We start from the raw sequence: 11,385 nt of genomic DNA, 5'->3' as shown, positions 1-11,385 counted from the left end.
CTTAGAAACCGGTCTTGCTCGTCTTCAGAAGAATATTGGTCTCGGTCGAGTTGATGCCGTTGATCAGCCGGATGCGGCGCAGCGTCTCGTCGAAGGAAGCAAGGTCGCGATCCTCGAGTTCGGCGACGAAATCCCATTTGCCGTTGGTGCTGTGAAGGGCGCGGACCTGCGGCAAGCCCCTGAGCTGATCGGCGACCCTGTCGGCGAGTTTGCCGAGCACCTCGATCATCACGATGGCGCGCACGCCGGCGGACCGGGTCTCGTGGCTGGTGCGGATAGTGAAACCGACAATGGTGCCACTGGCCACCAGCCGGTCGATGCGGGCGGCCACCGTCGCCCGCGATGCGCCCGTAATCGCCGCAAGCGATGAAACGGAAATTCGGGCATTGTGGCGAAGGGCGCTCAGAAGTTCGGTATCGAGATCATCCACGCTGATCACTTTGTCAAAATAGCTTTATCAATCTGCGCAATCATAATTCATTTCTGACACTTTTCCATCTTTTTGCCGGCAACCCATTATCCCACTATCGGCCAAAACAGGCCTCAATCCGGAGCCCCCGAATGAATGTCCAATCGAGATCTGTCACCCTCATCGGCGCACCGCTGGAAGAAGGCTCCGGCCGCCGGGGCGCCGCCATGGGCCCTGCGGCGCTCCGCATTGCCGGCGTCGACCAGACGCTGATCGATCTCGGCCACGATGTCGCGGACAACGGCGATCTCAGCATCGTGCCGGCGATGGATCTGCCGAATCATCCCAAAGCCCATAATCTGAGGATCGTCGGCGCTTTCACCCGCGCGCTCGAAAGCAGCGTCTATGAGGTTGCCGCCGCCGGCCGCTTTCCGCTGATTCTCGGCGGAGACCACAGCCTTTCCATGGGCAGCGTCTCCGGCATGGCCCGCTATGCCGCCAGCAAAGGCCGGCCGCTCTTCGTGCTTTGGCTCGATGCGCACGCCGATTTCAACTCTCCCGCCACCTCGCCCTCCGGCAATATTCACGGCATGCCCGTCGCCTTCTTCTGCGGCGAGGCGGAGTTCGCCGAAATCCTGCCGAAGGACCGTCCCTTCGTCGACCCGAAGCATGTCTTCCAGGTCGGTATCCGTTCGGTCGATGCGCGCGAGCGCGAGGAAATCCATGAACACGGCGTCAACGTCTTCGATATGCGGGCGATCGACGAGCAGGGCATCGGCGCCATCATGCGGCATATTCTCGACGTCGTCGCCAAGGCGAACGGCCTGCTGCATGTCAGCCTCGATCTCGATTTCCTCGATCCCGATATCGCCCCCGGCGTCGGCACGACGGTGCCCGGCGGCGCGACCTTCCGCGAGGCCCATCTCGTCATGGAAATGCTTTCGGACAGCGGCCTCGTTTCGTCGCTGGATCTTGTCGAACTCAATCCGTTTCTCGACGATCGCGGCAAGAGCGCCCGCATCCTCGTGGAGCTGACGGCAAGCCTCTTCGGCCGCCGCATCTTCGACCGCCCGACACGCGCAGCATAGAGGGGAGAAAGCCATGAACACGTCGGAAAAACTGATCGCCACGGAACAGCGGCTCGGCGCCAACAATTACAAGCCGCTCGACGTGGTGCTGACGCGCGGCGAAGGCGTTCATGTCTGGGATACCGAAGGCAATCGCTATCTCGATTGCCTCTCGGCCTATTCCGCCGTCAACCAAGGCCACTGTCACCCGAAGATCCTGGCCGCCATGGTCGAGCAGGCGGGAAGATTGACGCTGACCTCCCGCGCCTTCCGCAACGACCAGCTCGCCTATCTCTACGAAGAGCTTGCGGCGCTCACTGGCTCCCATAAGATCCTGCCGATGAATTCCGGCGCCGAGGCGGTCGAAACCGCCATCAAGGCTGTGCGCAAATGGGGGCACGAGGTCAAGGGCGTGCCCGAGGGCAAGGCGGAGATCATCGTCTGCGCCGACAATTTCCACGGCCGGACGCTGAGCATCATCAGTTTCTCCACCGATCCCGACGCCCGCACCGGCTTCGGCCCCTACACGCCCGGCTTTCGCACCATTCCCTTCGGCGATGCCGAGGCCTTCGAGGCCGCGATCAATGGCAATACGGTTGCCGCCCTGATCGAGCCGATCCAGGGCGAAGCCGGCGTCATCATCCCGCCGGCCGGTTATTTCACCCGCATCCGCGAGCTCTGCACTGATAACAACGTCACCCTGATCCTCGACGAGATCCAGACCGGTCTCGGCCGCACCGGCAAGCTGCTGGCCGAGGAGCACGAAGGCATCGAGGCCGATGTGACGCTGATCGGCAAGGCGCTGTCCGGCGGCTTCTACCCGGTATCGGCCGTGCTTTCGAATTCCGAGGTGCTGGGCGTGCTGAAGCCCGGCCAGCACGGCTCGACCTTCGGCGGCAATCCGCTCGCCTGTGCGGTGGCGCGCACGGCGCTCAAGGTGCTCGTGGAGGAGGGCATGATCGAGAACGCCGCTGCCATGGGCGACTATTTTCTCGAAGGCCTCCGCTCGATCCGCTCGAACATCGTCAGGGACGTGCGCGGCCGCGGCCTGATGATGGCGATCGAACTCGAGCCCGAAGCCGGCGGCGCGCGGCAATATTGCCATGCGCTGAAGGAACGCGGCCTTCTCGCCAAGGACACCCATGACCATACGATTCGCCTCGCTCCGCCATTGATCATCACGCGGGAACAGGTGGATTGGGCGGTCTCGCAGATCGAAAAGACGATCAGCTGAAGTAAATCCAGGCCGAAAACGTTCATAAACGCGTCTGCCGATTTAGATTTGGGCAACACTCTTTCGCTAATGTCGTCGTAACCGTAACGATGCTTCGCCAAGCGCCAAGCCATCGCGTGGTGTGAAGGCAAGGCTTGTCAGCGCCAATGGTGGCGCACCCGCTTCTGCTTTGGCTTACGACAGTTGGGAAGAATTCTAATGGCCACGATCAATTCCACTAGCTTCAGCGGCGACACGCTCGAAATCATCGCCTTCCGCCTGCATGACCAGGAATTCTGCGTCAAGACCACGACCATCCGCGAAATCCGCGGCTGGGCGCCGTCGACGCCGATCCCGCATTCGCCGGCCGACGTCATCGGTGTCATGAACCTGCGCGGCTCGGTCATCCCGATCATCGATCTCGCCTATAAGCTGGGCATGAAGAGCACGGTCGCCAATGAGCGGAGCGCCATCGTCGTCGCCGAAGTCCACAGCATGGTCATCGGCATGCTGGTCGACCGCGTCTCGGACATTCTCACCATCTCCTCCAGCCAGGTCCAGCCGGTGCCTGAGGTAACCGCCTCCTTCGACCGCGCCTATTGCGAAGGCATCATCGCTTCGGAAAATGGCATGATCTGCTTCCTGAACCTCGCCAAGATGTTCAAGGAAAACGAGACGGACGAACTGGCCGCCTGATCTTCCAAAACAATTCGGCAATGAAAAACCGCCTCTCCGGGCGGTTTTTGTTATCGGTCACAGCGCAGTCTATGCTTGCCGTTAGTGTGCGATACTTTAAAATTAGCGATCGCTTTTATACGCAATATTAACCACGCGCCACCACTATGGGTGACGAAGCCTACGGATGACATGTCTCCGGTCCTCGGAATGCCCCGCTTCGCTTCTATCAGGCCGAAACAGCGACAGCTGTGGACTTCAGAGAGACGGATATGTTTGGGCTATCCTCCGATTCAAAATACATTCTCGATGCCATCTCCAAATCGCAGGCAATCATCGAATTCGATCTCAAGGGTAATATCCTGGCGGCGAACGAGAATTTCTGCCGTGCGCTTGGCTATAACCTGAACGAAATCCTCGGCAAGCATCACAGCATGTTCTGCGAACCGGCCTATACGGCGACTGCCGATTACCGCGAATTCTGGGCACGGCTCGGACGCGGCGAATATGATGCCGGCGCCTACAAGCGTTTCGCCAAGGGCAACAGAGAAATATGGATTCAGGCGTCCTACAACCCGGTTTTCAGGGGCGGCAGACCGTTCAAGGTCGTAAAGTTTGCAGCCGATATCACAGCGGCGAAACGGAAGGCCGTCGATGATGCCGGCAAGCTGGAAGCGATCTCACGCTCGCAGGCGGTAATCGAATTCACGCCCACGGGCGAAATCCTGACCGCCAACGAGAATTTCTGCAATGCGCTGGGATATTCGCTCGCCGAGGTCGCCGGCAAGCACCACAGCATGTTCTGCGATCCTGCCTACGCCAGGACAGAAGACTATGCCAATTTCTGGAAGCGGCTGGCGCGGGGCGAATTCATCGCCAATGAATTCGTCCGGTTCGGCAAGGGCGGCCGGCAGATCTGGATACAGGCAGCCTATAACCCGATCCTCGATGCCGACGGCAAGGTCAACAAAGTCGTAAAATTCGCAACCGACGTCACCGAACGCATGAGTGCCATTGCTCAGCTCGGCACCGCGCTGCGCGACCTCTCCGAAGGCAACCTGACGCGGACGGTGGATACGCCTTTCGTTCCCTCGATGGAACAGCTGCGCCACGATTTCAATACCGCCATCGGCGACCTTGCCGAAACCATGAAGACGATCGGCGAAAACGCCGGCGCGATCGCCGCCGGCTCGCGCGAAATCGGCGCGTCGGCCGATACCTTCTCCAAGCGGACGGAACAGCAGGCCGCATCGATCGAGGAGACGGCTGCCGCGCTGGAGGAGATCACCACCACCGTCAACGATTCCAGCCGCCGCGCCGACGAAGCCGGCCGGTTGGTCGCCAAGACCAAGCAAGGCGCCGAGCAATCCGGCGTGGTGGTCCGCAATGCCGTCGCGGCCATGGACCAGATCGAGCAGTCCTCGCGCGAGATCAACAACATCATCGGCGTGATCGACGATATCGCCTTCCAGACCAATCTTCTGGCGCTGAATGCGGGCGTCGAGGCTGCGCGCGCCGGCGAAGCCGGCAAGGGGTTCGCGGTCGTGGCCCAGGAGGTCCGGGAACTCGCGCAACGCTCCGCCAAGGCCGCCAAGGAGATCAAGGCGCTGATCAACACGTCGAGTGAACTCGTCAGGAACGGCGTCGGCCTCGTCGGCGAGACCGGCCAGGCGCTCGAAGAGATCGTCGCCCAAGTCGGCGATATCGACGGCAATGTCGAGGCAATCGTCAGAGCGTCGAAGGAACAGGCCGTCGGTCTCAAGGAAATAAATCAGGCGGTCAACACCATGGACCAGGCAACGCAGCAGAATGCCGCGATGGTCGAGGAGAGCACGGCCGCCAGCCACAGCCTTGCGAGGGAGGCCGAAACGCTGCGTGTCCTCTTGTCGAAATTCCGCCTCCCGAGCCAGACCCAGCCTGTCAGCAGGCCCGAAACGCGACAGATGGGATCGCCGGCGCTGCATCTCGTCGCGCGCGTCGCCAAGGCCCACGGCGCTGCCGCGCCAACTGCCCAAAGTTGGGAAGAATTCTGATTTAACGCATGTCGCGCAAAAGTGTGCAGCGGTTTTGCGGTAACGACATGCGCAAAACAAAAACCTAAAGCGCAAGAGCGAATCTGAAAGATCGCGATGCGCTTTAGAGCGCGCCGCCTGGAACTAGGCGGCGCGCTTTTCACCAGTTACCCAAAGAGGGCGAAAGTCGCCTTCAGCGTTACCCAGACGCCCCAGAGCAGCGGAATGCCGACCACGGCCCAGGCAAGCATGGCCTTACCATCCAGCCCGCCGGTACCGATGCCGAAGGAGCCGGTCGGACCGGCATTGACGGCGGCCGACTTCGCCTGCAGCGCCGCAACCTCGTCATCCCTCATGAACCACTTGTCCGGAAGCGGCCTGACAAGCGCGTTGGCGACGAGGCCGAGCGCCAGCATGCCGGCGAGGATATACATGGTTCCGGTATAAAGGGCTGGACCAGGTGCAACGCCGGCGGCGATCTGCGCCTCGCGGATATAGTTCACCACGACAGGGCCGACGATGCCGGCCGTTGCCCAGGCCGTCAGCAGCCGGCCGTGGATGGCGCCGACGAACTGCGTGCCGAAGATATCGGCAAGATAGGCCGGGATGGTCGCAAAGCCGCCGCCATACATCGACAGGATGATGCCGAAGGAAAGAACGAACAGCGCCTTGTTGCCCATGCCGGCGAAGGTCGGCGCCAGCGCATAGAGCGCGATGCCGATGATGAAGAAGCTGTAGTAAGTATTCTTGCGGCCGATCTTGTCGGAGAGCGACGCCCAGAAGAACCGTCCGCCGATATTGAAGAGCGACAGCAGGCCAGCAAAACCGGCGGCGATCGTCGCGATCGACGCCTTCTGTCCGGCGTCGAGCTGGGCAAAGCCGACATCAGGCAGGCCGATCAGCGAGCCGGCGAAGATCTCCTGCAACATCGGCGAGGCCCATGCCGATGACGCCGATACCGGCCGAAACGTTGAGGCAAAGCACGGCCCAGATCAGCCAGAACTGCTTGGTCTTGTGGGCGTCACGCAAGTGCACATGCCGGGTGGTGATCATCGTGCTCTTGGCAACAGGCGGGGTCCAGCCATCGGGACGCCAGCCGGCCGGCGGAATGCGGTAGCCGAAGGCGCCGCCCATCATGAACACGAAATAGATCGCCGCCATGACGATGAAGGTCTGCCAGACGCCCACCGACGTATCGGTCTTGAAAGCATTCATCAGCAAGTTGGCAAGCGGAGCACCGATCATCGCGCCGCCGCCGAAGGCCCATGATCGCCATGCCGGTCGCCATGCCTCGACGGTCCGGAAACCACTTGATCAGCGTCGAGACCGGCGAGATATAACCGAGGCCGAGACCAATGCCGCCAATCACCCCGGCGCCGAGCCACATCAGCCAGAGTTGATGGGTGATGACGCCGATAGCAGCAAGCACGATGCCGCCGCACCAGCAGCAGGCGGAAACGACACCCGCCTTGCGCGGGCCGGCCCGCTCCAGCCAGCCGCCCCAGATGGCGGCCGACGAACCGAGCAGAACGAAGAACAGCGTATAGATCCAGCCGAGATCGGCAACGCGCCAGTCGCAGGTCGTGGTGAAGAGCGCCGAAGCGAGCGTCAGGTCGGGGCAGGCCGTCGGGGCCGTAATGCCGAGCGACTTGGAAAGCGGCAGCCAGAACACGCTGAAACCATAGGCCATGCCGATGCAGAGATGGATGGCAAGCGCTGCCGGCGGCACCAGCCACCTGTTGAAACCGGGCCTTGCGACAATTCTTTCGCGATCGAGCAGGCCTGAGCCCGCCACCGCTCCGTCGGTACGTGTTTCCGCTGCAGTCATGAACAACTCCTCCTTGTTTCAGACCTTGCTGTGATTGGAGCGCTGCCGTCTTTTCAGGAGCGCAAAGGACGCTGTAACACTTTGAATTTCTGGGTAGGTTACATTTAAATCGATTTAAATTTCAGTATACGATGGCGCATGCAGGGAGTGTGCCTCCCTCTGCACACGCCACTTTGGACTACCGGATCTGCTGTGCTTCCGCCTCCGGTTTGCGGATCATCGGAGCGGCCTGCAGCACGAGGGCATCCAGACCGTTTTCCTCTTTTTCGAGAATTTCGAACAATTGCCGCCGCATGCGCGGCTCCCAGAATTTGTTGATATGGGTAGCCACCCCCTGCACGGCCTCGTCTGCCGGCTGGCTCTTGAAGAAGGTTGCGATCTGGTTCGCCATGTAGACGAGCTTGGTCTTGGTATCATGCGACATCGGCGATGCTTCCGGGCGAGATGCGGTGCGGGTGTGTGAAAATCTCGAAATCCTCGCCGCGCACCAACGCGACGAGCGTCATGCCGGCCTCTTCGGCCGTGCGGATGGCAAGAGCGGTCGGCGCTGAAATAGCGATGAGCACGGGACTGCCGAGAATCGCCGCCTTCTGGACCATCTCGACCGAAAGCCGGCTGGTCACGGCAACGGCGCCGCCCCCGCCGTTTTCGCCGGCGCGGATGACGGCCCCGCAGAGCTTGTCCAGCGCATTGTGCCGTCCGACATCTTCGCGCACCGCAAGCAATCCTCTGGCCGGAAGATAGAAGCCGGCGCCGTGCACCGCCCGCGTCTCCCGATGCAGCGGCTGCGCCTCGTTCAGAAGCGAAACGGCGCACACGATATCGGCATGCGACAGCGACAACGGCGATGCCGAGACATCGGGCACCTGCCGCACCGCCTGCTCGATCGATTCGATGCCGCAGAGCCCGCAGCCGACCGGTCCCGCCATGCTGCGGCGCCGCGCCTGCAGCCGATCGGCGACGTCGTCGACAAGGCTCACCTGCACGTCGATGCCCTGCTCGCCTTCGACGATCTCGATGGCCGATATCTCTGCCCGCTTGGTGATGATCCCTTCGGTCAGGCTGAAGCCGACGGCGAAATCCTCGAGATCATCAGGCGTCGCCATCATCACCGCATGCGTGCTGCCGCCATAGGAAAAGGCGACCGGCACTTCTTCCGGCACGATGCGCGAGCCGGTGTGCATGATCCCGTTGCGGCGGGCGGTTTCGGGAACGCGGGCGGTGGTCGGAAAGCTCATGGCATACGCCCCCTCATCCGCCCTTCAGTCTTACCGCTAACGCCAGCCCGCACCCCCATCGTCACTCCGCCGCCTCGAGCTTGCCGGCGATGCGGCGCGATTGCCGCGCCTGCTCGTCATATTCCAGCTGCCAGTCGGTCGGCCCGTTGGAGGGCGAGACCTGCACCGCCGTCACCTTGTACTCAGGGCAGTTCGTCGCCCAGTCGGAGAAGTCGGTGGTGATGACGTTCGCCTGCGTCGTGGGGTGATGGAAGGTGGTGTAGACGACACCCGGCGCCACGCGATCGGTGATCAGGGCCCTCAGCGTCGTGTCGCCGGAGCGGCTGACGAGCTTCACCCAGTCGCCGTCGCGAATGCCGCGCTGCTCGGCATCGTGCGCATGGATTTCCAGCCGATCTTCCGCATGCCAGGCGACATTCTCGGTCCGGCGGGTCTGCGCCCCGACATTGTACTGGCTGAGGATGCGGCCGGTGGTGAGCAGCAGCGGAAAGCGCGGACCGGTGCGTTCGTCGGTCGCCACATATTCGGTGCGGATGAACTTGCCCTTGCCGCGGACGAAACCGTCGACATGCATGATCGGCGAGCCGAGCGGGTTCTTTTCGTTGCAGGGCCACTGCACCGAACCCATCTTTTCGAGATAGTCGTAGGTTACAAGCGCGAAACTCGGCGTCGTCGCGGCGATCTCGTCCATGATCTCGGACGGATGGGTATAGTTCCAGTCGAGCCCCATCGCCTGGGCAAGCTTCTGCGTCACTTCCCAGTCGCCATAGCCGTTGCGCGGCGACATGACCTTGCGCACGCGGTTGATGCGGCGCTCGGCATTGGTGAAGGTGCCGTCCTTTTCGAGGAAGGTCGAGCCCGGCAGGAAGACATGGGCGTAATTGGCGGTCTCGTTGAGGAAGAGATCCTGCACGACGACGCATTCCATCGCCGCAAGCCCGGCCGCGACATGCTTGGTATCGGGATCGGACTGGAGAATGTCCTCGCCCTGGATGTAGATGCCCTTGAAGGAGCCGTCGACCGCCGCATCCAGCATGTTCGGAATACGCAGGCCCGGCTCGTTGTTGATCTTCACGCCCCAGAGTTTCTCGAAGATGTCGCGCGTCGCATCGTCGGAAATGTGCCGGTAGCCCGGCAGCTCGTGCGGGAAGGAGCCCATGTCGCAAGAGCCCTGCACGTTGTTCTGGCCGCGCAGCGGGTTCACGCCGACGCCGGGACGGCCGATATTGCCGGTCGCCATGGCAAGGTTGGCGATGGCGATGACGGTGGTCGAGCCCTGGCTGTGTTCTGTGACGCCGAGGCCGTAATAGATCGCGCCGTTGCCGCCCTTGGCATAGAGCCGCGCCGCACCGCGCAGATCCGCCGCCGGCACGCCGGTGAAGATCTCGGTCTCTTCGGGGCTGTGCTGCGGCTCGGCGACGAAGGCGGCCCAATCCTCGAACTCCGACCAGTCGCAGCGCTCGCGGATGAATTTCTCGTCATAGAGACCTTCGGTCACGATCACATGCGCCAGCGCCGTCATGACGGCGACATTGGTGCCCGGCTTCAGCGGCAGATGGTAGGACGCCTCGACATGCGGCGAACGGACGATATCGGTGCGGCGCGGATCGATGACGATCAGCTTGGCGCCCTGACGCAGCCGCTTCTTCAGCCGCGAGGCGAACACCGGATGCCCGTCCGTCGGATTGGCGCCGATGATGACGACGACATCGGAATACTCGACGCTGTCGAAGTTCTGCGTGCCGGCCGAGGTGCCGAAGGCCTGGCCGAGACCGTAGCCGGTCGGCGAATGGCAGACGCGGGCGCAGGTGTCGACATTGTTGTTGCCGAAGCCGGCGCGGACCAGCTTCTGCACCAGATAGGTTTCCTCGTTGGTGCAGCGCGAGGAGGTGATGCCGCCGATCGACTCGCGGCCATACTGATACTGAATGCGCCGGAACTCCGAAGCTACATGCGCGAAGGCCTCGTCCCAGCTCACCTCCCGCCAGGGGTCGCTGACCTTTTCGCGGATCATCGGATTGAGGATACGGTCCTTATGGGTGGAATAACCGTAGGCGAAGCGGCCCTTGACGCAGGAGTGTCCGCGATTGGCCTGGCCATCCTTCCACGGCACCATGCGCACCAGCTCCTCGCCACGCATTTCCGCCTTGAAGGAGCAGCCCACGCCGCAATAGGCGCAGGTGGTGACGGCGGAATGTTCGGGCTGGCCGATCTGGATCACCGACTTCTCCGTCAGTGTCGCTGTCGGACAGGCCTGCACGCAGGCACCGCAAGAGACGCATTCGGAATCGATGAAATTCTCATGCATGCCGGATGACACGCGGGAGCCGAAACCACGCCCCTCGATCGTCAGCGCAAACGTGCCCTGCACTTCCTCGCAGGCGCGCACGCAAAGCGAACAGACGATGCATTTGGAGGGATCATAGGTGAAATAGGGATTGGACTCGTCCTTCGGCATCCATTTCAGATTGATGTCGCCGTTGTTACGCGCCTTGACGTGGTTGTCGCCCTCATAGCCGTAGCGCACGTCGCGCAGGCCGACAGCGCCCGCCATGTCCTGCAATTGACAATCGCCATTGGCGGCGCAGGTGAGACAGTCGAGCGGGTGATCTGAAATGTAGAGCTCCATCACGCCGCGGCGGATATCCTTCAGCCGCCCCGTCTGCGTGTGCACCACCATATTCGCGGCCACCGGCGTCGTGCAGGAGGCCGGCGTTCCGGCCCGGCCCTCGATCTCGACGAGACAAAGCCGGCAGGAGCCGAACGCATCGACCATATCGGTGGCGCAGAGCTTCGGCACCTGGATGCCGGCCTCCATCGAGGCGCGCATGATGGAGGAGCCCTCCGGCACGCTGATCTGCTGCCCGTCGATGGTCAGCGTCACCATCGCCTCGGATTTGGAAGCGGGAGTGCCGTAGTCGATTTCATGGATGAGAGACATGG

Annotated in this window: 8 protein-coding genes and 1 pseudogene; 4 read left to right on the top strand and 5 right to left on the bottom strand. The window is 62.2% G+C overall.

All coding sequences use genetic code 11. The features are described from left to right. Position 1 precedes the first annotated feature (1 nt). Positions 2 to 439: an Lrp/AsnC family transcriptional regulator gene (locus ATY76_RS26435; protein WP_009990797.1), complete on the bottom strand. Its 438-nt coding sequence runs from the start codon at positions 437 to 439 to the stop codon at positions 2 to 4. 122 nt (positions 440 to 561) lie between these two features. Here ATY76_RS26435 and rocF point away from each other — a divergent pair, with 122 nt between their 5' ends. From rocF to ATY76_RS26415, 4 genes are all read left to right on the top strand, one after another. Continuing rightward, entirely contained in the window at positions 562 to 1,497 is a 936-nt protein-coding gene (gene rocF / locus ATY76_RS26430; RefSeq protein ID WP_088677610.1) for an arginase, read from the top strand. A 13-nt stretch (positions 1,498 to 1,510) separates the two neighbouring features. Then, entirely contained in the window at positions 1,511 to 2,710 is a 1,200-nt protein-coding gene (gene rocD / locus ATY76_RS26425) for an ornithine--oxo-acid transaminase (RefSeq protein ID WP_088677609.1), read from the top strand. Positions 2,711 to 2,908: 198 nt separating this feature from the next. Further along, positions 2,909 to 3,385 carry a chemotaxis protein CheW gene (locus ATY76_RS26420; protein WP_088677608.1) on the top strand — a complete coding sequence of 159 codons (477 nt, stop codon included), beginning with the start codon at positions 2,909 to 2,911 and terminating at the stop codon, positions 3,383 to 3,385. A 251-nt stretch (positions 3,386 to 3,636) separates the two neighbouring features. After that, entirely contained in the window at positions 3,637 to 5,397 is a 1,761-nt protein-coding gene (locus ATY76_RS26415) for a PAS domain-containing methyl-accepting chemotaxis protein (protein WP_088677607.1), read from the top strand. A gap of 146 nt (positions 5,398 to 5,543) precedes the next feature. Here ATY76_RS26415 and ATY76_RS26410 read toward each other — a convergent pair. From ATY76_RS26410 to fdhF, 4 genes and pseudogenes are all read right to left on the bottom strand, one after another. Then, a pseudogene (locus ATY76_RS26410) lies at positions 5,544 to 7,204 on the bottom strand (OFA family MFS transporter). Between the two features lie 178 nt (positions 7,205 to 7,382). Continuing rightward, a complete protein-coding gene (locus tag ATY76_RS26405) occupies positions 7,383 to 7,628 on the bottom strand; it encodes a formate dehydrogenase subunit delta (RefSeq protein ID WP_088677606.1) in 246 nt (81 codons plus the stop codon). After that, positions 7,618 to 8,442 (bottom strand): formate dehydrogenase accessory sulfurtransferase FdhD, encoded by an 825-nt coding sequence (gene fdhD / locus ATY76_RS26400; protein ID WP_088677605.1) that lies wholly within the window; start codon positions 8,440 to 8,442, stop codon positions 7,618 to 7,620. The genes ATY76_RS26405 and fdhD overlap by 11 nt, the downstream gene beginning before the upstream one ends. Positions 8,443 to 8,503: 61 nt before the next feature. Continuing rightward, positions 8,504 to 11,383: a formate dehydrogenase subunit alpha gene (fdhF, locus tag ATY76_RS26395; RefSeq protein ID WP_088677604.1), complete on the bottom strand. Its 2,880-nt coding sequence runs from the start codon at positions 11,381 to 11,383 to the stop codon at positions 8,504 to 8,506. Positions 11,384 to 11,385 lie beyond the last annotated feature (2 nt).

This window comes from Rhizobium sp. R339 (assembly GCF_002211395.1).
In the GTDB taxonomy this organism is placed as follows: domain Bacteria; phylum Pseudomonadota; class Alphaproteobacteria; order Rhizobiales; family Rhizobiaceae; genus Rhizobium.
This window is presented reverse-complemented; position numbering and strand designations above follow the sequence as displayed.

Bases quoted from the DNA above. Each gene is read 5' to 3' on its own strand.
- rocD (WP_088677609.1), top strand. From the start codon at position 1,511: ATGAACACGTCGGAAAAACTGATCGCCACGGAACAGCGGCTCGGCGCC.
- ATY76_RS26405 (WP_088677606.1), bottom strand. From the start codon at position 7,628: ATGTCGCATGATACCAAGACCAAGCTCGTCTACATGGCGAACCAGATC.
- ATY76_RS26415 (WP_088677607.1), top strand. From the start codon at position 3,637: ATGTTTGGGCTATCCTCCGATTCAAAATACATTCTCGATGCCATCTCC.
- fdhD (WP_088677605.1), bottom strand. From the start codon at position 8,442: ATGAGCTTTCCGACCACCGCCCGCGTTCCCGAAACCGCCCGCCGCAAC.
- ATY76_RS26420 (WP_088677608.1), top strand. From the start codon at position 2,909: ATGGCCACGATCAATTCCACTAGCTTCAGCGGCGACACGCTCGAAATC.
- rocF (WP_088677610.1), top strand. From the start codon at position 562: ATGAATGTCCAATCGAGATCTGTCACCCTCATCGGCGCACCGCTGGAA.
- fdhF (WP_088677604.1), bottom strand. From the start codon at position 11,383: ATGTCTCTCATCCATGAAATCGACTACGGCACTCCCGCTTCCAAATCC.